Origin of the sequence: Staphylococcus sp. HMSC055C03 (genome assembly GCF_001809385.1) — a bacterium.
GTDB lineage: Bacteria > Bacillota > Bacilli > Staphylococcales > Staphylococcaceae > Staphylococcus > Staphylococcus simulans.
Genome location: NZ_KV797494.1, coordinates 155,609 through 179,638, shown reverse-complemented (window position 1 = coordinate 179,638; position 24,030 = coordinate 155,609). Strand labels below are relative to the sequence as shown.

Here is a 24,030-nt window from a genome sequence, read left to right as displayed (position 1 = left end):
TTATTTTGGACTGTATTTATGTCCCAGCCCCTTGTGATTTACATCCATTTAATTTTAGGCTCTTCACCTTTGAAGATTCTTATAATATTTGTACGGTGTCTGATAATCAATAAGACAGCAACGATGATGCTGACACCTAATAAGATATAATCTTGAATAATGAGTGATCCGATGACACAGCAAATAGCTGCGACGATACTTGATAAGGATACGTATTTAGTCAGTTTTAATGTAATAAAGAAGATAGCTGCTAAGATTAAGAGTAAAATCGGAGCAACACCTAATACGACACCCGCACTGGTTGCGACAGCTTTTCCACCTTTGAATTTAAGAAAGACTGGGAAAACATGTCCGACTATCGCAAATACACCGACAATCATACCATGTGTAAAGAACTCACTGATAGGTCCTGTCGTATGGATTGGGAACCATAGTGGAAAGAAAACTACAATAAAACCTTTAAATATATCTAAGAAAGTTACAGCAAATCCGGCTGGTCGTCCTAACACACGAAAACTGTTAGTAGCACCGGTATTACCACTTCCATACTGTCTTATATCTTTTTTGAAAAATAATTTTCCGATTATGATACCGCTTGGGAATGAACCTACTAAGTAGGCGAGCAGCAGCATGAGTACAATCATCATTGACTTTGACACTTCCTTTATTGACGATAACGTTATTTTACCACACTCCAAGACTTTGAAGTGGACTGTTCTGTTATTTTCACGACACATTCTCGATATATATAGTTTAAGCGACAATGTTCGATTTTCATAGTAACAAAATCTTTTATCGAAAGAAATCTTTTTTCGTTAGGTTGTAAAATGTTATCACATGCAAATCAATTTCTGACTTGCATTTTGATTTGATTTAAGTAAGAATGTTTATTGTAATGTTTTATAAACGAACGTACGTTTGTAGGAGGCGAAGAATCGATTGGCAACAAATAAACGACAAAACTATTCGGACGATTCTATTCAAGTACTTGAAGGATTAGAAGCAGTCCGTAAAAGACCAGGAATGTATATTGGGTCAACCGATAAACGTGGTTTACACCACTTAGTATATGAAATCGTAGATAACTCAGTAGATGAGGTATTGAACGGTTATGGTAATGAAATCAAAGTGACTATCAATAAAGACGATAGTATCACAATAGAAGATAACGGACGCGGGATGCCGACGGGGATTCATAAATCTGGTAAACCGACAGTCGAAGTTATCTTCACAATCTTGCATGCCGGCGGTAAGTTCGGCCAAGGCGGCTATAAAACATCAGGCGGCTTACATGGTGTAGGGGCTTCCGTAGTTAACGCATTGAGTGAATGGTTAGTCGTTGAAATTTATAGAGACGGCTCTATTTATGAACAGCGTTTTAATAAAGGGGGATTACCTGCCACTGGTTTAGAGAAAAAAGGAAAAACACGTAAAAAAGGAACGAAAGTAACGTTCAAACCTGATCCAGAAATCTTTAAATCAGCCACATCATTCAATTTTGATACATTAAGCGAACGCCTACAAGAATCAGCCTTCCTTTTAAAAAATCTAAAAATCACTTTAACAGACTTACGTTCTGGTAAAGAAAGAGAAGAAATTTATCATTATGAAGACGGCATCAAAGAATTCGTGTCTTACGTCAACGAAGGCAAAGAAGTTTTACATGATGTTGCGACGTTTTCAGGAGAAGCCAATGGTATCGAAGTCGATATCGCTTTCCAATACAATGATCAATATTCTGAAAGTATCTTAAGCTTTGTCAATAACGTACGTACTAAAGACGGCGGTACACATGAAGTCGGATTTAAAACTGCGATGACACGTGTGTTTAATGATTATGCGCGTCGCATTGGTGAATTAAAAGCTAAAGATAAAAATTTAGATGGTAATGATATTCGTGAAGGCTTAACAGCGATTATTTCTGTCCGTATTCCTGAAGAGTTATTACAATTCGAAGGACAAACGAAGTCTAAACTAGGTACGGCGGAAGCAAGAAGTGCAGTAGATAGCGTAGTCGCAGAGAAACTACCTTTCTACTTAGAAGAAAAAGGACAATTATCTAAATCACTTGTCAAAAAAGCAGTGAAAGCACAACAAGCCAGAGAAGCTGCACGTAAAGCACGTGAAGATGCACGTTCTGGTAAAAAGAACAAACGCAAAGATACTTTATTGTCTGGTAAGTTAACACCAGCACAAAGTAAAAATACAGAGAAGAAAGAACTGTATCTTGTAGAGGGTGACTCTGCAGGTGGTTCTGCTAAACTCGGTCGTGACCGCAAATATCAAGCTATTTTACCATTACGTGGTAAGGTTATTAATACTGAGAAAGCACGTTTAGAAGATATCTTCAAAAACGAAGAAATCAACACTATCATTCATACGATCGGTGCAGGTGTAGGAACTGAATTCAAATTAGAAGACAGCAACTATAATCGTGTCATTATTATGACCGATGCCGATACAGATGGTGCACATATTCAAGTTTTATTATTAACGTTCTTCTTTAAATACATGAAGCCGCTTGTACAAGCAGGCCGTGTCTTTATTGCCTTGCCGCCACTTTACAAATTAGAAAAAGGCAAAGGTAAAGCGAAGAAAGTAGAATATGCCTGGACAGATGATGAACTAGAAAATCTTCAAAAACAATTAGGCAAAGGTTTCAGCTTACAACGTTATAAAGGTTTAGGTGAGATGAACCCTGACCAATTGTGGGAAACTACAATGAATCCAGAAACGCGTACGTTAATTCGCGTTAATGTTGAAGATGAAGTTCGTTCATCAAAACGTGTGACGACGTTGATGGGTGATAAAGTTGCACCGCGTCGTGATTGGATTGAACGACATGTACAATTTGGTATGCAAGAAGATCAAAGTATTCTAGAAAACGATGAAATCGAAATTCTAGATCAAGAAGCATACGATGAGGAGGAAGTAAATTGAGCGAAATCATCCAAGACCTTTCGTTAGAAGATGTCATTGGCGACCGCTTCGGTCGCTACAGTAAATACATCATCCAAGAACGTGCCCTCCCAGATGTCAGAGACGGTTTAAAGCCGGTACAACGCCGTATATTATATGCGATGTACTCAAGCGGCAATACATTTGATAAAAACTTCCGTAAGAGTGCCAAAACAGTCGGTGATGTTATCGGACAATTCCACCCTCATGGCGACTCTTCTGTTTATGATGCGATGGTGCGTTTAAGTCAAGACTGGAAATTGCGTCATGTGTTAATTGAAATGCATGGTAATAACGGGAGTATCGATAATGACCCGCCAGCTGCGATGCGTTATACCGAAGCGAAACTCAGTCAACTTTCTGAAGAATTATTACGCGACATCAATAAAGAAACAGTTTCGTTTGTGCCGAACTATGATGACACTACAACAGAACCGATGGTATTGCCTGCGCGTTTCCCTAACTTATTAGTGAACGGTTCCACAGGGATTTCTGCAGGTTATGCGACAGATATTCCGCCGCACAACTTAGGTGAAGTCATTAATGGAACTTTGAAGTTCATTGATAATCCAGATATTACAGTGAATCAGTTAATGAAACACATAAAAGGGCCGGATTTCCCGACTGGCGGCATTATTCAAGGTGTCGACGGTATTAAAAAAGCATATGAAACAGGTAAAGGACGTATTGTTGTTCGCTCTATGGTGGAAACTGAAACGTTACGTAACGGCAGACAAGAATTAGTAGTGTCTGAAATTCCATATGAAGTGAATAAAAGTGCGTTAGTCAAAAAGATTGATGAATTGCGTGCAGATAAAAAAGTGGATGGTATTGTCGAAGTACGTGATGAAACAGACCGTACGGGATTACGTATTGCGATTGAATTGAAAAAAGATGTTAATAGTGAAGCGATTTTGAACTTCTTATACAAAAATACAGATTTACAAATCTCTTATAACTTCAACATGGTCGCAATCAGTGAAGGACGCCCTAAACAAATGGGCATCCGCCAAATTATCGATAGTTACTTGAATCACCAAATTGAAGTTGTGACGAAACGTACGCGCTATGACTTGTTCCACGCTGAAAAGCGTATGCATATTGTTGAAGGCTTAATGAAAGCTTTATCTGTGTTAGATGAAGTCATTGCGATTATCCGCGGATCTAAAAACAAACGTGATGTGAAAGATAATTTAGTCGCAGAGTTTGACTTCACTGAAGAACAAGCAGAAGCTATTGTGACATTGCAATTATATCGTTTAACAAACACTGATATTGTGGCGCTTGAAGCGGAACATAAAGAATTAGAAGAGCAAATCAAAGGCTTACGTCATATCTTAGATAACCACGATGCTTTATTAAACGTGATTAAAGATGAACTGAAAGAGATTCGTAAACGTTTTAAGTCAGAACGTTTATCTCGTATTGAAGCAGAGATTTCTGAAATTAAAATCTCTAAAGAAGTGATTGTGCCGAGTGAGGAAACAATTTTAAGTTTATCTAAAGATGGTTACATCAAACGTACTTCAATCCGAAGCTTCAATGCGAATAAAGTAGAAGAAGTCGGATTAAAAGAGGGCGACAGCTTATTACGTTACGTAGAAACGAATACGCAACATATCGCTTTAGTCTTTACAGATAAAGGCCGTTATCTCTACTTACCGGTGCATAAACTATCTGATATCAAGTGGAAAGACCTTGGTCAGCATATTTCACAACTTGTGCCGATAGAAAATGATGAACGTGTCATTGATGTCTTTACTGAACCAGATTTCAAACAAGAAGCGGATTATTTAATGGCTACGAAAAACGGTATGATCAAGAAAAGTGAGTTAGGTCTGTTTAAGACAACACGTTTCAATAAACCGCTGATTGCGATGAAATTAAAAGATGACGATGTAGTGATTAATGTGATGCGTATTGAATCACCGCAATTACTCTCAGTCATTACACATACAGGTATGTCATTAACTTATAGTTCGGATGAATTATCAAGTACTGGTTTACGTGCTGCAGGGGTAAAATCGATTAACCTTAAAGATGATGACTACGTAGTGATGACACAAGTCGTACATCCTGATAATACGATTTTAATGGCAACACAAAGAGGTGCAGTTAAACGTATCGGCTATCAAGTGCTAACAGAAGCTAAACGTGCACAACGCGGTATTAAACTGTTGAAAGAACTAAAAAGCAAACCGCATCGTATCGTAAGTGCTGATGTGATTGAAAATCCAGCTGCGACGTATACATTGTATTCAAACAAGGATACTTTCACAGGTACTGTGGGAGATGTACATTTAACAGAACAATATACAAATGGATCATTTGTGGTTGATGTAGATAGCTTCGGAGATGTTGAAGCATTATCTGTATCAGATATGAGTGAACCTGAAGCATAAATTTAATGAAGTAAAGCTGTTCAAAAAAGGGACGTATATCCCTGTTAATTTGAACAGCTTTTCTTTGTGAAGGATAAGGTTTTTCAAAAAAATATAGTCAGATAATTGCTAAGATGATAAAATATAGAGTAAATCAAATGAAATAACAAGTGGTAGCACATCCTTTTAGAATCCTGCCTCTTGGTATTTTTTTTATTTAAGAGGTGTATATTGAAGAAAGCAGTCGATATATTCCATTGTTATGTATCAGATATACATAAATATTTAACAGAATATGAGGTAATAAATGTGAAAGATTTTGATAGTTTAGTACCTGGTTGGTTTAAAGCATTTGTTGAAGTAGGGAATGACTTGATTTGGTCACAATACTTAATCGGTTTACTGCTGACTGCAGGACTTTTCTTTACAATCAGCTCCAGGTTTATACAGTTTACGTCATTTGGAGAAATGTTTAGAGCGTTAGTGGAAAAACCTGAAACATTAGATAGCGGTGAAAAAGGGATTTCACCTTTCCAAGCTTTCGCAATCAGTGCAGGGTCTCGTGTAGGTACGGGTAATATTGCCGGTGTTGCGACTGCGATTGTCTTAGGTGGTCCTGGTGCAGTCTTTTGGATGTGGGTCATCGCGTCTATCGGTGCTGCCAGTGCGTTTGTAGAATCCGTTTTAGCACAAGTTTATAAAGTGCCTGATAAAGCAGGCGGTTTCCGTGGGGGACCAGCGTACTATATGACAAAAGGTTTGAATCAAAAATGGTTAGGTGTCTTATTTGCGGTATTAATTACGATTACATTCGCTTTTGTGTTTAATACAGTACAAGCCAATACCATTGCAGAATCATTGAAAACACAATATCATATCAGCCCAGTCGTAACAGGTATTGTCCTTGCAGTATTAACAGGAATTATCATTTTCGGTGGTGTAAGAAGTATCGCAACATTGTCTTCATATATCGTTCCGATTATGGCAATTATTTATATTGGTGTGGTATTAGTCATCTTAATCATGAACTATGACCAAATCATTCCAATGATTTTAACAATCTTCAAGAGTGCCTTTGGGATTGAACAAGCGACTGGCGGTGCAGTCGGTGCGGCAGTATTACAAGGGATTAAACGTGGTTTATTCTCAAACGAAGCCGGTATGGGTTCTGCGCCAAACGCGGCAGCAACAGCAGCTGTACCACACCCAGTAAAACAAGGTTTACTTCAGTCATTAGGTGTATTCTTCGATACAATCTTAGTATGTACTGCAACAGCAATCGTTATTTTATTATACGGCGGTTTACAATTCGGTGAAGGTGCACCACAAGGGGTTGCGGTAACACAATCAGCATTGAACGAACATTTAGGCAGTGCAGGCGGTATTTTCTTATCTGTCGCAATTACATTGTTCGCATTCTCATCTGTTATCGGTAACTACTATTATGGTCAATCTAACATTGAATTCTTATCTTACAATAAAACGGTGTTATTTATTTTCAGATGTTTAGTTGTATTATTAGTCTTCTTTGGTGCAGTCGTGAAAACAGAAACAGTATGGAGTACTGCGGATGTCTTCATGGGCTTAATGGCAATCGTCAATATTATTTCTATCATTGCCTTGTCTAACATTGCACTGGCTGTGATGAAAGATTACCATGACCAACGTAAAGCTGGTAAGAAACCGATCTTCAAGCCAGAGAACTTGGAAATCAATTTATTTGGTATTGAATGTTGGGGCGATCCAGCTAAACAATTATCACGTAAAAAATAATAAATAGAGTATGAGTTGAATAAGAGATTCAACCATTTGCTTCCCTTATCACACACATCATGTGTTGTTGATAAGGGATTTTATTTTTTTAGAAGTATAAAAAATGACAAATTATTGTATTTCTAGAGAAGAAAAACATGAAATAATAAAAAATAATCCAAGTATGTACAAGGATATGGTAAAATAATTTCTAATTCAGCGCTATCAATAGTGAAATGGGCTATAATGAATAGGATAGAGTATTGAGGAGAAAAGGTGATCTTCATGAGCAGCTACGTGATAGAGAAAGCATTAAATAATAACGTCATCATCTGTAAAGATGAAACACAACAGCACGAAGTCGTTCTTATCGGAAAAGGTATCGGTTTTAATAAGAAAAAAGGGATGCGCTTATCTGACAAAGCAATGATTGATAAAGTTTATAAATTAGAACATAAATCTGAACAAGAACATTATAAAGCATTAGTAGAGATGGCTGATGATGATGTTTTACAATCAATTATTGAAGCGATTGATATCATCACGAAAGCGGATCGCTCAGTTGATGATAATGATTTAGTCGTCGCGTTAACGGATCATATCTTGTTTGCGTATAAACGTATCAAACAGCAGCAATTTATTAAAAATCCATTCTTAATTGAAACGAAACAGCTATACCCTGAATCATATCAAATTGCAGTTCAAGTGATAGAGCATTTAAACGGCTTGTTAGATATTGATTTTCCAGATGATGAAATCGGCTTTATCGCGTTACATATCGCAAGCAGTAAAGATGATTTAACTTTAAGCGAAGTAAGATTGACGAATGAGATTATCAATAAAAGTGTTCAAATTATGGAACATGATTTAGGTTATACAATTGATACAAGTTCGATTATCTATCAACGCTTTATCCGTCATATCCAATTCTTAATCAGACGCTTACAAAAAGGTGAAACTATTCAAGTCAATGAAGATTTCGGAAACATGTTGAAAGCGCATTATCCCGTGTGCTATAATATAGCTGTTAAAATCATTAAAATGATGCAGCAGCATCTTGAAGTTCCTGTCTATGAAGCGGAACTCTCGTATCTGACGTTGCATATTTATCATTTTGCGAATAAAAATCAAAATCATAACGTGTAACTAATTCGATTAGGCATGAGTCATGAAAGTTGGTCGTACTTCCAGCTTTTATTACTCATGCCTTTTTTCTTTGCTGCTATGTCGCTAGGTGATGTTTACAACTTTATAAATTTAGGAGGAAACTTTTATGTGGAAAAAGTTTTTCGGTCAATTGCAACGTATTGGTAAAGCGTTAATGCTTCCTGTTGCGATCTTACCGGCAGCGGGTTTACTTTTAGCATTAGGGAACGCCTTTCAAGGCGATGCGCTTCAAAGTTTACTGCCTTTTATTAAAGTAGAAGGTGTTCAAAACGTTGCGAAAATGATGGAAGGTGCCGGTGGGATTATCTTTGATAACTTGGCCATTATCTTCGCATTAGGTGTCGCAATCGGGTTGGCCGGCGGAGATGGTGTTGCAGCTATCGCAGCATTCGTCGGTTTTATTGTATTAAACAAAACAATGGGAATGTTCTTAAATGTAACACCTGAAAAAGCAGCAGATGCTGCAAAAGGTTTTGCGACAGTATTAGGAATTCCGACACTCCAAACGGGTGTGTTCGGCGGTATCATTATCGGGGCTTTAGCGGCCTGGTGTTATAACAAGTTCTATAATATCTCGCTGCCAAGTTATTTAGGATTCTTCGCAGGGAAACGTTTCGTACCAATTATGATGGCGACGTTATCATTTATTTTAGCGTTTCCAATGGCGATTGTTTGGCCATTTATCCAAGGCGGCTTAAACGCATTCAGTGAAGGTTTATTAGCATCAAATACAGGATTAGCTGTATTCTTATTCGGTTTCATTAAACGTTTATTGATTCCGTTTGGTCTACACCATATTTTCCATGCACCGTTCTGGTTTGAATTCGGTTCATATAAAAACTTAGCTGGTCAAATCATTCATGGTGACCAACGTATCTTTATCGAACAAATTCGTGATAACGTACCTTTAACTGCAGGTAAATTCATGCAAGGTGAATTCCCAGTTATGATGTTCGGTTTACCAGCAGCAGCACTTGCGATTTATCAAACAGCGAAAAAAGAAAATAAAAAAGTGGTTGCTGGTTTAATGTTATCTGGTGCTTTGACATCATTCTTAACAGGTATCACTGAACCTTTAGAATTCTCATTCTTATTCGTAGCACCATTATTATTCTTCATTCATGCAGTATTAGATGGTTTATCATTCTTAATTCTTTACTTATTAGATGTGCACTTAGGTTACACATTCTCTGGTGGATTTATTGACTTCTTCTTACTCGGTATCTTGCCGAATAAGACACAATGGTGGTTAGTTATTCCAGTTGGATTAATTTATGCGGTTATTTACTATGTTATCTTCCGCTTCGTCATCCAAAAAATGAACTACAAAACACCAGGTCGTGAAGACAAAGAGATGCAGACATCTACAGTTTCAACAAATGAATTGCCATTCAAAGTGTTAGACGCGATGGGCGGCGAATCTAACATCAAACACTTAGATGCATGTATTACACGTCTACGTGTAGAAGTAAATGATAAAGCAAAAGTAGATGTACAAGGTTTGAAAGATTTAGGTGCTTCAGGTGTGCTTGAAGTCGGTAACAACATGCAAGCGATCTTTGGTCCGAAATCAGATCAAATCAAACATAATATGCAACAGATTATGGATGGTAAAATCACATCTCCTGAAGAAACTACAGTGATTGATGAAGGCGATGCAACAACGAAAGTAGCGCAAACAGGTGACGCAGTGATTTATGCACCGATTACAGGTGAATTAGTAGATATTACAGAAGTACCAGATAAAGTATTCTCTGAAAAAATGATGGGCGACGGTATCGCAATCAAACCAGATAATGGTGATGTTTATGCACCATTCGACGGTACTGTGAAAATGGTCTTCCCAACAAAACATGCGATTGGTATCGAATCAGAAGATGGCGTAGAATTATTGATTCACTTCGGTTTAGAAACTGTTAAACTTGAAGGTCAAGGTTTCGACATCTTAGTTAAAGAAAACGATAAGTTCGTTTTAGGCCAACCTTTAATGAAAGTCGACTTAGATTACATTAAAGAACATGCTGAAAGTACGATTACACCAATCGTCGTTACAAATTTAAATGATCGCACATTAGAAGTGTTACAACATGGCCATGTTAACCATGGTGATAAAGCAGTCTTAATTAAATAGAAACAGCTACACAGAAACAACACCTCAGACACTTTAATCGATGCGTCATGCACATTGAGCACGAGCTATGAAACTCAAGGAGGTTTCTAGTTCGTGCTTTTTTTATACAAGGAGGTTATCTATGAAACAGTTATTCAAATTCTTTTTTGGACAATTACAACGTATTGGTAAAGCCTTAATGCTGCCAGTGGCGATTTTACCTGCAGCTGGGATCTTACTGGCGTTCGGTAATGCGATGCACAACGAACAAATCTTACACTACGCACCTTGGATGGAAAATCATTATATTCAGATGGTCAGTCAGATTATGGAAGTATCTGGTCAGGTCATCTTTGATAACTTGCCATTACTCTTTGCGATGGGAACAGCACTTGGTTTAGCAGGTGGTGATGGTGTTGCTGGTATTGCGGCACTAGTCGGTTATTTAATTATGAATGCGACCATGGGTAAAGTCGTAGGTATTACAATTGATGATATTTATTCTTATGCTGAAGGGGCTAAAACGTTAGGACAATCAGCAAAAGACCCGGCACATGCTTTGATATTAGGCATACCGACCTTACAAACAGGTGTATTCGGCGGGATTATTATCGGGGCTTTAGCAGCAATATGTTATAACCGCTTCTACAACATTCAACTTCCTCAATTTTTAGGATTCTTTGCTGGGAAGCGATTTGTACCGATTATTACATCATTAGTCGCAATCGTGACAGGGATTGTTTTAAGTTTTGTATGGCCACCTGTTCAAGATGGCTTAAATAACTTATCTAATTTCTTATTAGGTAAAAACTTAGCTTTAACGACATTTATTTTCGGGATTATTGAACGTTCACTTATTCCATTTGGTTTACATCATATTTTCTATGCACCATTTTGGTTTGAGTTCGGACATTATACAAATGAAGCGGGTAACTTAATTCGTGGTGACCAACGTATTTGGATGGCACAATACCAAGATGGTGTACCGTTTACGGCAGGGGCTTTTACCACAGGTAAATATCCATTTATGATGTTCGGTTTGCCAGCAGCAGCGTTCGCGATTTATCGTCAAGCGAAACCAGAACGTAAAAAAGTAGTCGCAGGTTTAATGTTATCAGCAGGGCTTACAGCATTCTTAACAGGGATTACAGAACCATTAGAATTCTCATTCTTATTTGTAGCGCCGATTCTTTATGTTGCACATGTCATTTTAGCAGGTTCTTCATTCTTAATTATGCATTTATTAGGCGTTAAAATCGGTATGACCTTCTCAGGCGGTTTTATTGATTATATTTTATATGGCTTATTATCATGGGATCGTTCCAATGCGTTATTAGTGATTCCAGTCGGTATTTGTTATGCAGTTGTGTACTACTTCTTATTCACATTCTTAATTAAGAAAATGAACTTGAAAACACCAGGTCGAGAAGATCAAGAAGTGACACAAACGAACGTGTCAGTGAGTGAATTACCATTTAAAGTATTAGATGCGATGGGTGGTAAAAACAACATTAAACATTTAGATGCATGTATTACACGCTTACGTGTAGAAGTGAATGATAAGTCTCAAGTGGATGTTCAAGAATTAAAAGATTTAGGAGCATCAGGTGTCCTTGAAGTCGGCAATAATATGCAGGCGATTTTCGGACCGAAGTCAGATCAAATCAAACATGATATGCAACAGATTATGGATGGCAAGATTACGTCTCCGTTAGAAACGACAGTAACAGAAGATGGAGATACAGAAACAGCAGAAGTTGTAGCTGAGGGCGGTGCAGTAATTTATGCGCCGATTACAGGTAAAGTCGTTTCGCTTTCAGAGGTACCTGACCAAGTATTCTCTGGCAAAATGATGGGAGATGGTTTTGCGATTCAACCATCTAAAGGTGAAGTCTACGCACCATTTGATGGTACAGTGAAGATGATCTTCCCAACCAAACATGCACTGGGTTTAGAATCTAAAGACGGCGTAGAATTATTAATTCATTTCGGTTTAGAAACCGTTAAATTGGAAGGTCAAGGCTTTGATATTTTAGTTGAAGCAGGGGATAAAATTGTACTGGGCCAACCGTTGATGAAAGTAGATTTAGATTATATTGAGAAACATGCGGATAGTACTATCACACCGATTATCGTCACAAATCAAGAACAACCAGAAATAGAGTTGGTTCATGAAGGTGAAGTGACACATGGGGATAAAATCGCTATAGTCAAACCATAGTAAAACAAACACAAACTGGTGTCTAAATTCTTTTAGGCATCAGTTTTTATTTTTAGGGTTAGGGGTAAAGAGTAGCGTTGAAGGGAATGATAAATAAAAAGTTTCTTTTTTTACAAAATAGCGATAAAATATGATTAATCAATAGCAAGGAATGGTGAAGTACATGGAAAATAATGATAAACCGAAGCGTTTTTCGCTGAGTGAAACACGGTTTATGAGATTTATCGGAGGCAAGAACTTGATGTTCGGTCTTCTGATGTTGATTATGATTGGATTAACAATATTTATATTTGATAAAGTATCGTACATATTCCACCCGTTTGTGATCATATTCAATACGATTGCAGCGCCGGTTATTTTAGGTTTGATCTTATTCTACTTGTTAAATCCAGTTATTCAATTTATGGAACGTTATAATATCCCAAGACTATGGGGGATTATTATTCTGTTTTGTTTCGCTGCAGCGGTGATTGCGTTAGTAGTTAATTTACTAATTCCAGTCATTAGCGACCAAATCAAAACGTTCGCGCATAACTTCCCACGTTATGTAGATAAATTTAATGAAATGGTTGATCAAGTAACCAGCTGGTCGCATTTTGCGGGTATGTCTGATTTCTATACGCAAATTCAAGATCAGCTTGATAAAATAGCGAAGAAAGTACCGACAATGGTTTCAGATTTCTTTGATGGTTTCGGAACGAAGATTATGTCAATCGCTGAAGCGGTTGTGAATATTGGTGTGGTTATCGTCACAACACCATTCGTACTCTTCTTCTTCTTAAAAGATGGTCATCGCTTCAAAGCAGGTTTAACAAAAGTGATGCCACCGAAATATCGTCAAGATGTGCATGAAGTAATTGAAAGCATGAGCTTACAAGTAGGTTCATATATCCAAGGTCAAATCATTGTATCATTTTGTATCGGTATCTTACTCTTTATCGGTTATTCGATTATCGGTTTAGATTACAGCTTAGTTTTAGCGAGTATTGCGGCAGTCACTAGTGTGGTTCCTTATTTAGGACCAACCATCGCAATTTCTCCAGCTATTATTATGGCATTGATTACATCACCGATTATGTTAGTAAAATTAATTGTTGTGTGGACAGCAGTTCAATTTATTGAAGGTCACTTTATTTCACCTAACGTCATGGGTAAAACATTAAAGATTCATCCTTTGACAATTATCTTTGTATTATTATGTGCAGGTAATTTACTTGGTATTGTGGGTGTCATTCTCGCAATTCCTGGTTATGCGGTCATTAAAGTGTTAGTCACACACTTATTCGGTATGTATAAACGTCGTTATAACCGTTATTATGGTCAAGATTCAGGACCTTATGAAGTTGCTGATGATGAGTGGGCAGATAATCCGAATAATCAATTGAAGTAAAGTAACGTATAAGGCATGACACTTTTGTTAGGTGTCATGTCTTATTTTTTTGGTGCTTTGACATATAGTTATGTGGTAACATTTTGGTATATTATAAATCATTTCATGAATTGCTTGAAATGGTGTGAGGAATTGAGGGAAACAATGTCAAAACAATTAAAAGGTCGATTAATCACCGGTGCGAAAATTGTGTTTGCGACTGTTCTTTTTATCTTAGTTGTGACGACTTTATACAAAGAACTCTCAACCATGAACTTTAAAAAATTATTTGTACTGTTTGAAAAATTGAATCGTGTTGAATTAACGAGTCTGTTAGTTGCTGGTGGCTTATCTATATTATTATTAAGCCTGTATGATGTGACGATGGTACGGACTTTAAAATTGAAAATGTCTTTATTTAAAGTATTACGTGTCAGCTATATTATCAATGCGTTGAATTCTATTATCGGATTTGGAGGCTTTATCGGTGCGGGTGCACGTCTATCAGTCTATAAACCTTACGTGAAAGATACGAAAACGTTATTGCATTATATTTCATTGGTTTTATTATCGATGTTGACTGGTTTAAGCATGCTGTCGATTCTAGTCGTGACCCATGTCTTTAATGCGAAACATTTACTGAATGATTATCCAGTAGTACATGTTTTACTCTATGTGGTCGCATGTTTCTTGCCTGTATTTATCTTTATCACAATTAAAAAACCAGTAGAACCGTCTCGCCGTTTTACAGGTGTCTATTTAACACTAGTGTCAGGTGTGGAATGGTTAGCCGCAAGTTTTGTACTCTATTTTGCATTACGAATTGTCAACTTAGATGTGTCATTCACATCATTTGTCGGTATCTTTATTATTGCGGCGATTGCCGGGTTAATCAGTTTTATTCCTGGTGGTTTCGGGGCTTTTGATGTCGTGATTTTAGTCGGCTTGAAGCACTTGAATTTACCAGAAGAAAAAATTGTCTTAGCGTTGATGTTATATCGTTTTGCGTATTATATCATTCCAGTGATTATTGCGTTAATCTTATCAATGTTTGAATTCGGTACTTCAGCTAAACGTTATATTGAACAATCGAAGTACTATACACCAGCAAAAGAAGTGACTTCATTTTTATTTTCATATCAAAAATCCATCACTTCTAAAATTCCATCGCTTTCTTTAGCGGTACTGGTCATGTTTACGAGTTTAGTCTTTATCTTAAATAACGTCAGTATTATTTATGAAGGCTTATATGATCCGAACCATATGTTTTATTATATTGTGGTGACGATTCATACGAGTGCTTGTTTAATTCTGATGTTGAATGTTCGCGGTATCTTTAAACAAAGCCGCAGAGCCATATTATTTGCGATGGTTTCTATCGTGTTGATCTTTGTGATTACAGTGTATACGAATACCTCATTTTTATTAATTACGTGGTTGCTTGTGGTATTTGGTTTATTGATTTATGCCTTTATGAAAGCACAAGTCCTAAAACGTCCGATTCGTTTACGCCATATAGTTTCAATGCTGATTATTAGTGTTGTTATGTTGACACTGAATCACTATATGATTGTCTTTGTATTAGATGCGGTAGATGCTTACCGTATTGAAGTAGATAACTCAATGTTACGTTATTACTTATGGTTGACCATTCTTGTGGTTATTATTATCGTGACGTTTATTGTCTGGTTATTTGAAAATGCGTATCGTAAAGATTATCCAGCCAATGATATCGAACAGTGTGAAGCGATTATCGAAAAATTCGGCGGCAACTATTTAAGCCATTTGCTTCATAGTGGAGATAAAACTGTGTATATGGATGAATCGAAAGAAGCGTTTGTGATGTATCGCTTTAAACTTAATTGTATTGTGGTATTAGGTGATCCGATTGGTAATCCTAAACGATTTAATGATTTGTTTGAATCGTTGTACCATTATGCTAGAGATTTGGGTTATGAAGTGATTTTCTATCAAGCGACAAATCGTCATATGCCGCTATATCATGATTTTGGTAACCAGTTCTTTAAATTGGGTGAAGAAGCGGTCATTGATTTAACAACATTTACAACTTCTGGTAAAAAACGCAGAGGATTCAGAGCAACGTTAAATAAACTAGAAGACCAAAATGTTCACTTTGAGATTATAGAACCGCCATATACAGATGAATTCCTTAAGGAGTTGGAAGATATTAGTGATCAATGGTTAGACGGCAAAAATGAAATGCATTTCTCAGTCGGCCGTTTCACACATGACTATTTATCAAAAGCACCGATTGGAATTCTAAAAGAAGAAAATGGCCGTGTCATCGCATTCTGCAGTTTAATGCCGACGTATTACAATGATTCCATTTCAGTAGATTTAATTCGTTGGTTGCCAGATGTAGATTTACCGTTGATGGATGCGCTCTATCTGCATATGTTGTTATGGAGCCAAGAAAAAGGCTACAAAGCATTTAACATGGGTATGGCGACCTTATCCAATGTCGGTCAAAATGAATACTCATATTGGAATGAACGTGTCGCAGGTAAAATCTTTGATAACTTTAATACGTTATATCGCTTCAGCGGTTTAAGACGTTATAAAGATAAATTCAAACCAGAGTGGGAACCACGATATTTAGTTTACTCAAGACACAGTTCCTTATGGCAAAGTATGATTAAAGTGTTGTTAGTGATTCGCTCTAAACACTAGTTGAACCGTTTCATACTGCAAGGTGCATATAAAGATCGAGGCCAAAAAAGGTCTCGGTCTTTTTTTAATGGTTTACGATTAAACGTATGTAAACTTTGTTATCCAAATATTTTATTTTAATCCAAAATTCAGAAAACTAAGAAAAGTCTATTGACATTGTCTGAATTTCAGTCTATACTCTGAATAAATTAATAAAAAAACTTATCAAGAATGGTGGAGGGACTGGCCCTACGATACCAGGCAACCTATTTAAGTTAGGTGCTAATTCCAGCAGGTGAAGACCTGAAAGATAAGCCCGTAGCGAGTCTATCTTTTTCAGGTAGGCTCGTTTTTTACATTTAAGGAGGAAATGAACATGACAAATGATTTTAAATTCGAAACGTTACAATTACACGCAGGACAAGAGGTAGATGAAGCATCGCATTCGAGAGCGGTACCGATTTATCAAACAACATCTTTCACATTTGATGATACACAACATGCGGCGAACTTATTCGGCTTAAAAGAATTAGGTAATATTTACTCACGTTTAACAAACCCGACAGTAGCAGTGTTTGAAACACGTGTAGCAGAACTTGAAGGCGGTGTCGCTGGGGTTGCGGTAGCTTCAGGTATGGCTGCAATCACATATGCGATTCAAACTGTTGCAGATGCAGGTGATCACATTGTCGCAAGCTCTACGTTATACGGTGGTACACATACATTATTTGCACATACGTTACCTAAATTCGGTATTGATGTTTCAATCGTAGACAGCAAAAACTTTGATGAAGTTAAAAATGCGATTAAAGAGAATACAAAAGCACTATATATCGAAACAATCGGTAACCCTGAAGGTAATGTTGAAGATATCGAAAAGTTAGCAGAAATTGCACATGAAGCGGGTATTCCATTAATTGTTGATAATACATTTGCTTCTCCATACTTAATCCAACCAATCAAATACGGTGCGAACATTGTGGTACATTCAGCGACTAAATTTATTGGTGGTCATGGTACTTCAATGGGTGGTGTTGTCGTTGATGGCGGTAACTTCGATTGGACACAAAACGATAAATTCCCAAGCTTAACAGAACCTGATCCATCTTATCATGATTTAGTGTTCACTGAAGCGTTCGGACCAGCTGCTTTAGCATTCAAAGTCAGAACAACATTATTACGTGATACAGGTGCAGCACTTTCTCCATTTAATGCTTTCTTATTACTACAAGGTTTAGAAACATTATCATTACGTGTTGAACGTCATGTTGAAAACGCAGAAAAAGTTGCGAAATTCTTAGAAAACCATGACAAAGTTGAATGGGTTAAATATGCAGGCTTACCATCAAGCGAATACTATGATTTAAAAGAAAAATATTTACCTAAAGGTGCAAGCTCTATTTTCACTTTCGGTGTCAAAGGCGGTTATGACGCAGGCATTAAATTTATCGAATCTTTAGAACTCTTCTCTTTACTTGCGAACGTCGGCGATGCGAAATCATTAGTGATTCATCCGGCTTCTACAACACACGCACAATTAAATGAAGAAGATCAATTGAAAGCAGGTATTACACCTGAAACAATCCGTGTGTCTATCGGTCTTGAACATATTGATGATATTATCGCTGACTTAGAAAAAGGATTAGACGCGATTTAAGATGTTGTTTATTGATAGCGTTCCGATTCTGCCTGTACTAAAAACAGAGCAAATCGAATTTAAAGAGAAGCGTATACCTGAAGGTTTGAATTTATTGATTGTTAATTTGATGCCGGTGAAACAAGATGCTGAAAGACAGTTGCTGAGACTGCTTGGTTTGACGAGCCACGCAATTAATGTTGACTTCATCTATCCGGTTACTCAAAAATCGCAGTCTGCTTCTTATAATCATGCAGAACAGTATTATAAAACGTTTGAAGCTGTCAAACATCGCCATTACGATGGCATGATTATGACAGGGGCTCCTGTAGAACATCTTGATTTCTCTGAAGTCTATTACATCGAGGAATTAAGAAAGATTTTTGATTGGTCGAATACACATGTGAAACAACGTTTGTTTATTTGCTGGGGTGCGCAATTTGCTTTGAATTATCGCTACGGTATTCATAAGCGAATGTTTAAAAAGAAACTCACTGGAATTTATCGCTATCATATTTTACAAGCACATCCTGCGTTATCTGAAATACCAGAATACATTATTCCACAATCTAGAGGTTCTTATATGGATCCAGGAGAAGTCATGGAAGAAGAAGACTTAAATGTGATTACGTATAGTCCGTATACGGGTATAGACTTTATCTCTAATCGCAATCAAACAGATTTATTTATCGGCGGTCATTTTGAATATGAGAATGATACGTTGTTAAATGAATTTAAACGTGATAGTGATAAGTCTAAAGAAACCGCAGTTAAACCTAAAAACTACTTCAGAGGAGATTCTCTAGACTTGTTGCCAGCCCATTGGATTTCTTATGCGCAACAATTATTCCAAAACTGGACGGATATGATGTATGCATCGCGTTGGTCAAATGCAGAGCAAACAGCAGAATCAATTCTAAAACAAAATAAAGCATAGAAAAAATGCGCAAGTCTGTCATCAATCACTATGATGAGCTTGCGCATTTTTATATGATAATCAGCTTATGAGTCTTTTCGTTGTTGTTTGATGGCTTCACGTTGTGCTTGTTCTTCTTGATAACGTTCTGGATTCTTTTTATAGAAGTCTTGATGATATGTTTCTGCTTCATAGAATGTCGCAACAGGTAAAACCTTCGTCGCAACAGCTTTATCTTTGTTGATAGTTGATTTTAATGACTCGATATATTGTTCAGCGGTTTCTTGTTGGTCTTCATTAGTATAGAATATAGCTGTACGGTACTGTGAGCCTCGATCTTGATATTGACCTTCAGCGTCGGTAGGATCGATGACTGAAAAGAAAATCTCAAGTAATTTATTGTATGAAATTAAGGCAACGTCGTACTCTATTTTAACGGTTTCTAAATGACCGGTTTGACCTGTTTTAACTTGTTCATACGTGGGATGATCAACAGTGCCTCCCATGTAGCCGGATGTAACTTTTTCAACACCATCAAAGGTATCGAAAGGTTTAGTCATGCACCAAAAGCATCCCCCGGCAAAATAAGCTGTATTGATATTCATTCAATCTATCCTTTCTTTTTATGGGACCTTAGTACCATTTGCTTAGAAAATACTTGATTTTTAAAAGAAAATTATATAACTTTAGTATGTATTAATTATATTACATAGGCTGTTAATTTTGAAGTATAAGGTTGGTTAAAATGACAAATGAAACGAATAATGACAATTATAAACGAAGCAGTGGCGAACAACCGCTTCCGAAACGCACCAAGAAACGCATGCGCAAACTTCCGTTTGTGATTTTAGGTATCTTAATTGTATTTATTATTATGGTTGTATATGCGGTGTCTGGGTATAGAAGCGGTATTAATTATGCGAAAAAACATAATTCAAATATGAAAGTAGAGAAGTTTAACGGTCCTGTTAAAAACGACGGTAAGATTTCTATTTTACTCTTAGGGGCAGACAAATCAGATGGCGGTAAATCTAGAACAGACTCTATCATGGTAGCACAATATGACTATATTCATAAAAAAATGAAAGTGGTCTCTGTGATGCGTGATACATACGCAAAAATTCCAGGATATAGAGACTATAAAATTAATGCAGCCTATTCATTAGGTGGTGCTGAGCTTTTAAGAAAAGCTTTGGTTGAAAACTATGGTATTAACCCTGAATACTATGCGGTCGTGGATTTCGAAGGTTTCGAGAAAATGGTCGATGAGTTAGCTCCTGATGGTGTTCCGATTGATGTAGAGAAAGATATGTCAGAATTAATTGGTGTCTCACTGAAAAAAGGGCATCATAATTTAAATGGTAAAGAGCTATTAGGTTATGCACGTTTTCGTCATGACCCTGAAGGTGACTTTGGTCGTGTCAGACGACAACAACAAGTGATTCAAGCGTTAAAACAAGAAATGACAAAACCAGGTGCGATTTTTAAATTACCTAAAGTCGCAGGTATTTTACGTGGTTATTTGAATACAGATATTCCAGACTCTGCGTTAATTCAAACGGGTATGAACTTCGGTATCCGCGGTGATAAAGACGTGAAGACATTAACGGTTCCGATGAAAGGGACTTATCAAGATATTCAAACACCTGAAAGCGGCAGTGCGTTAGAAGTAGATAAGCCTGCGAATAAAAAGGCAATTGAAGAATTTTTAAATGACAACAGCAATGATAACAGCAACAAGAAAAAAGAAGGACAAAATTAACAGCGCAGTACTTTGGTTCATATTGATGGAATATATGGATTGAGTAGAAAGCAGTCGGCATATAGATGTCGGCTGTTTTTTACGTTTAAAGCGGTGTGGGTGGTCTGTATGTGTATGTAAAGTGGATAGAGATGTGAAACGAAGGAAGTTAAGGTGAAGGAGAGGTAAGTAGTAAAGAGGATAGAAATAGATGAGAGGTAAAGGTGAAAGAGGAGATAGAGAGGTAAAATAAGAAAGGTGAGAAGCGGTTAGTGTTAATGATTAACTGCTGCTCACCTTTTTTTATTATTGGTCTGATTTTCTAACGCCGCCGACACCGTAATGTGTTGGTTTCATTTCTTCTAATACTACACTGATAGCGTTGCGATCAGCATTTGTAGTTTTTTCTACAGCATCTGTTACTTCTTTAACTAATGCTTTTAATTGTTCGTCTGTACGACCTTCGATTAATTTAATGTTTACTAATGGCATGAGAACGCCTCCCTTGTTTGATGTAAGTTTATTATACCACTAATGTATCGAAGAGATTAGGAATATAATAATTTTTAAAACAGAACATTTGTTCTCTTTAGTATTGAATAAGAACAAATGTTCGTATATACTAAAAGTATCAGAAGCGGGGGTGTTACAATGTATGATTACCATTTATTAGAGGATAGAGATATTTTATGTATTGACCAAAAAAGCTTCTTTGCGAGTGTATCGTGTATCTCAAAAGGTTTAGATCCTTTAAAGACAAAGCTTGCGGTGGTCGCTGATACAAAACGACAAGGTTCTGTTGTATTAGCAGCAACACCACCATTAAAAGCCATCGGTATAACCACAGGTTCAAGATTGTTTGAAATTCCGCACCGCAATGATATTTATATTATTAATCCCAGTATGCGTAAGTATCTGGACGTTTCGATTATGATTTCTAAAATTGCTTTGCAGTATGTACCACCTGAAGATTTGCATCAGTATAGTATTGATGAATTTTTTATGGATGTGACAGACAGTTATCATCGCTTCAGTAGTACCGTCCATTCATTTTGTATCAAATTGATGAAAGAAATTTATGAACAGACACAGATATACTGTACAATCGGTATCGGTTCAAATATGTTGCTGAGTAAACTTGCGATGGATATTGAAGCAAAACATAATGATAACCGTATTGTGGAATGGCGCTATCAAAATGTGCCAGAGAAGTTATGGAATATCCAACCCTTGCATAAGTTTTGGGGGATCAATACACGTACCGAAAAGAAATTGAATAAGCGTGGGATATTTACGATTGGTGATTTAGCACATTATCCTTATCAATACTTAAAACGAGATTTCGGAATTAAAGGGATTGATTTACATCTGCATGCACATGGGATTGATCAAAGTAAAATACGGGAGAAACATAAAATTACCAATCCATCGATTTGTAAGAGTCAGATATTAATGCACGACTATACGTATGAAGATGCGAAAGTCGTCATGCAAGAGTTAATTGAAGATGTAGCAATGCGCGTTAGATTACGTAAAATGCGTGCACGTACTATTCATTTTTCTTTTGGTTATAAAGATGGTGGAGGCGTGCATAAACAGTTCACATTAGACGAACCGACAAATTTGGAAAAAGAGATTTGGAAAGGCGTAGAAAAGTGGGCAAATCAATTATGCGAAAAAGAGCTGCTTTATCGCACGCTCAGTGTTTCATTAACACAATTTGTGCCTGAAGGTATTCAACAATTAAATCTATTTGTAGATGAGTATGAAAGAAAACGAAGTGAAGCTTTAGCGAAAGCAATTGATCAACTACAAGAAAAATATGGTAAAGGTATTGTTTCAAAAGCCATATCTTATACAGATGCTGGTACGAAATACGGACGCTTAGGTCTTATGGCAGGCCATAAAATGTAAAGAAAGCTCCCTATAAAGCTTGATGTATGCTTTGAAGGGAGCTTTTAATGATTTATAGACTGTAAGTATCGAATTCATTTAAGGCATTAATGCCAAGTTCACGATCTTCAGGTGTTTTAAAACTGATGCGTAATGCACCATAGATATCTTCTCTGACTTCCACAATATTAATGTTACTTATAGAAATATTATGTAAACTTAGTATAGATGTTACTTTGCTGATCATACCAGGTTCGTCAGGGATGTCGACGTATAATTCGTAAGAACTAGACACAGCACCTGGTTTTTTCGCTGGTAACTGATTACGGTACTCACGTGCTTGCTCGAAAAATTGATAAATACCTTCGTTATCGTCATTTTTGATTTGTGAAGCGAGTAGGGCGAGTTGTGTTTGCCATTCTTCGATACCAGATAAGATATATGCTTTATTCTCATGCATAATATCGCTCCACATTTCAGGACTGCTGCTGGCAATACGTGTGATATCTCGGAAACCACCAGCTGCTAACTGTTTAATTAATGGGGAATCTTGATCATGATTTAAACTTAAATTGACTAAAGATGCTGCAGCGATATGAGGAATATGACTGACAATACTCGTCACAAAATCATGTTCTTCAGGTGATGTAGCAATGACTTTTGCGCGTGTGGCTTGGAGTAACTGTTTAATTTCTTCTGAAGCTGCATCGTTGTCTTTTTCTGAATGCACCAGCATGTAGTAAGCATTTTCGAATAAATTCTTTTTAGCGTTTAAGATGCCTGATTTGTGGCTGCCGGCCATTGGATGTCCTCCGATCAAGTGAATGTTCTCTGCTAGTAATTGTTTTTCAAAGGCTTGAATTGTCCCTTTAGTGCTTCCGGTATCTGTAATGATCAACCCAGGTTTTGTAGACAAATTTGTAAGAGTCTTTAGATATTGAACGGTTTGTTGGACAGGTGTTGCATAAATGATAATGTCTGCTTTTGCTACTGCTGCTTCATAATCTAATACTTTTTCATCAATAATCCCAATAGATAGGGCTTTATCAAGTTGACTTGGATTAGAATCATAGGCGATGATATTGACATCATCATGAAAGTACTTGAAATTAGTAGCTAAACTGCCTCCGATTAAACCTAAACCAACAAATAAAATATTTTTAGTCAAAAGACTCACCTCTGTCTAAATTTTCAGAATAGCGATATTATAGTGTAT

16 protein-coding genes and 1 riboswitch are annotated in these 24,030 nt (G+C 36.9%); of the genes, 12 read left to right on the top strand and 4 right to left on the bottom strand.

Annotated elements, in window-relative coordinates; genetic code table 11:
• Positions 1 to 38: 38 nt before the first annotated feature.
• Positions 39 to 647 carry a glycerol-3-phosphate 1-O-acyltransferase PlsY gene (plsY, locus tag HMPREF2603_RS08325; RefSeq protein ID WP_023015251.1) on the bottom strand — a complete coding sequence of 203 codons (609 nt, stop codon included), beginning with the start codon at positions 645 to 647 and terminating at the stop codon, positions 39 to 41.
• A 292-nt stretch (positions 648 to 939) separates the two neighbouring features.
• Here plsY and parE point away from each other — a divergent pair, with 292 nt between their 5' ends.
• The 10 genes from parE to HMPREF2603_RS08275 all read left to right on the top strand — a co-directional run bounded on the left by parE (position 940) and on the right by HMPREF2603_RS08275 (position 19,201).
• Positions 940 to 2,940: a DNA topoisomerase IV subunit B gene (gene parE / locus HMPREF2603_RS08320; RefSeq protein WP_023015250.1), complete on the top strand. Its 2,001-nt coding sequence runs from the start codon at positions 940 to 942 to the stop codon at positions 2,938 to 2,940.
• Positions 2,937 to 5,360, top strand: a complete 2,424-nt coding sequence (gene parC / locus HMPREF2603_RS08315) for a DNA topoisomerase IV subunit A (RefSeq protein ID WP_060804255.1) — start codon at positions 2,937 to 2,939, stop codon at positions 5,358 to 5,360. Before parE ends, parC begins: the two co-directional genes overlap by 4 nt.
• Before the next feature lie 288 nt (positions 5,361 to 5,648).
• The gene (locus HMPREF2603_RS08310) at positions 5,649 to 7,112 is read left to right on the top strand and encodes a glutamine transporter AlsT (RefSeq protein WP_002480867.1); all 1,464 of its coding nucleotides are present in this window, start codon (positions 5,649 to 5,651) and stop codon (positions 7,110 to 7,112) included.
• 264 nt (positions 7,113 to 7,376) lie between these two features.
• Entirely contained in the window at positions 7,377 to 8,237 is an 861-nt protein-coding gene (glcT, locus tag HMPREF2603_RS08305) for a glucose PTS transporter transcription antiterminator GlcT (protein WP_037556387.1), read from the top strand.
• A gap of 127 nt (positions 8,238 to 8,364) precedes the next feature.
• Positions 8,365 to 10,389 carry a glucose-specific PTS transporter subunit IIBC gene (gene ptsG, locus HMPREF2603_RS08300; RefSeq protein ID WP_070463559.1) on the top strand — a complete coding sequence of 675 codons (2,025 nt, stop codon included), beginning with the start codon at positions 8,365 to 8,367 and terminating at the stop codon, positions 10,387 to 10,389.
• Between the two features lie 121 nt (positions 10,390 to 10,510).
• Positions 10,511 to 12,589 (top strand): glucose-specific PTS transporter subunit IIBC, encoded by a 2,079-nt coding sequence (ptsG, locus tag HMPREF2603_RS08295; protein ID WP_057510540.1) that lies wholly within the window; start codon positions 10,511 to 10,513, stop codon positions 12,587 to 12,589.
• A 163-nt stretch (positions 12,590 to 12,752) separates the two neighbouring features.
• Complete coding sequence (locus HMPREF2603_RS08290; protein ID WP_031262556.1) at positions 12,753 to 13,979, top strand: AI-2E family transporter; 1,227 nt, start codon at positions 12,753 to 12,755, stop codon at positions 13,977 to 13,979.
• A gap of 144 nt (positions 13,980 to 14,123) precedes the next feature.
• Positions 14,124 to 16,649, top strand: a complete 2,526-nt coding sequence (mprF, locus tag HMPREF2603_RS08285; protein WP_060804257.1) for a bifunctional lysylphosphatidylglycerol flippase/synthetase MprF — start codon at positions 14,124 to 14,126, stop codon at positions 16,647 to 16,649.
• 198 nt (positions 16,650 to 16,847) lie between these two features.
• A riboswitch (SAM riboswitch) is annotated at positions 16,848 to 16,945 on the top strand.
• 59 nt (positions 16,946 to 17,004) lie between these two features.
• Complete coding sequence (locus HMPREF2603_RS08280; protein WP_002480873.1) at positions 17,005 to 18,285, top strand: O-acetylhomoserine aminocarboxypropyltransferase/cysteine synthase family protein; 1,281 nt, start codon at positions 17,005 to 17,007, stop codon at positions 18,283 to 18,285.
• A 1-nt stretch (position 18,286) separates the two neighbouring features.
• Entirely contained in the window at positions 18,287 to 19,201 is a 915-nt protein-coding gene (locus tag HMPREF2603_RS08275) for a homoserine O-acetyltransferase/O-succinyltransferase family protein (protein WP_060804258.1), read from the top strand.
• A gap of 65 nt (positions 19,202 to 19,266) precedes the next feature.
• On the opposite strand, the gene msrA is transcribed toward HMPREF2603_RS08275, so the two are convergent.
• Positions 19,267 to 19,785 (bottom strand): peptide-methionine (S)-S-oxide reductase MsrA, encoded by a 519-nt coding sequence (gene msrA / locus HMPREF2603_RS08270; RefSeq protein WP_002480875.1) that lies wholly within the window; start codon positions 19,783 to 19,785, stop codon positions 19,267 to 19,269.
• Positions 19,786 to 19,925: 140 nt separating this feature from the next.
• Between msrA and HMPREF2603_RS08265 the strand changes: the two genes are divergently transcribed.
• On the top strand, positions 19,926 to 20,942 hold the full coding sequence (locus HMPREF2603_RS08265) for an LCP family protein (RefSeq protein WP_002480876.1): 1,017 nt from the start codon (positions 19,926 to 19,928) through the stop codon (positions 20,940 to 20,942).
• A 285-nt stretch (positions 20,943 to 21,227) separates the two neighbouring features.
• On the opposite strand, the gene HMPREF2603_RS08260 is transcribed toward HMPREF2603_RS08265, so the two are convergent.
• Complete coding sequence (locus HMPREF2603_RS08260; RefSeq protein ID WP_002480877.1) at positions 21,228 to 21,413, bottom strand: 2-hydroxymuconate tautomerase; 186 nt, start codon at positions 21,411 to 21,413, stop codon at positions 21,228 to 21,230.
• 159 nt (positions 21,414 to 21,572) lie between these two features.
• Here HMPREF2603_RS08260 and HMPREF2603_RS08255 point away from each other — a divergent pair, with 159 nt between their 5' ends.
• On the top strand, positions 21,573 to 22,835 hold the full coding sequence (locus tag HMPREF2603_RS08255; RefSeq protein WP_060804259.1) for a Y-family DNA polymerase: 1,263 nt from the start codon (positions 21,573 to 21,575) through the stop codon (positions 22,833 to 22,835).
• A 52-nt stretch (positions 22,836 to 22,887) separates the two neighbouring features.
• Here the strand turns inward: HMPREF2603_RS08255 and HMPREF2603_RS08250 are convergent, their stop codons facing one another.
• On the bottom strand, positions 22,888 to 23,982 hold the full coding sequence (locus tag HMPREF2603_RS08250; RefSeq protein WP_060804260.1) for a prephenate dehydrogenase: 1,095 nt from the start codon (positions 23,980 to 23,982) through the stop codon (positions 22,888 to 22,890).
• Positions 23,983 to 24,030: the final 48 nt, after the last annotated feature.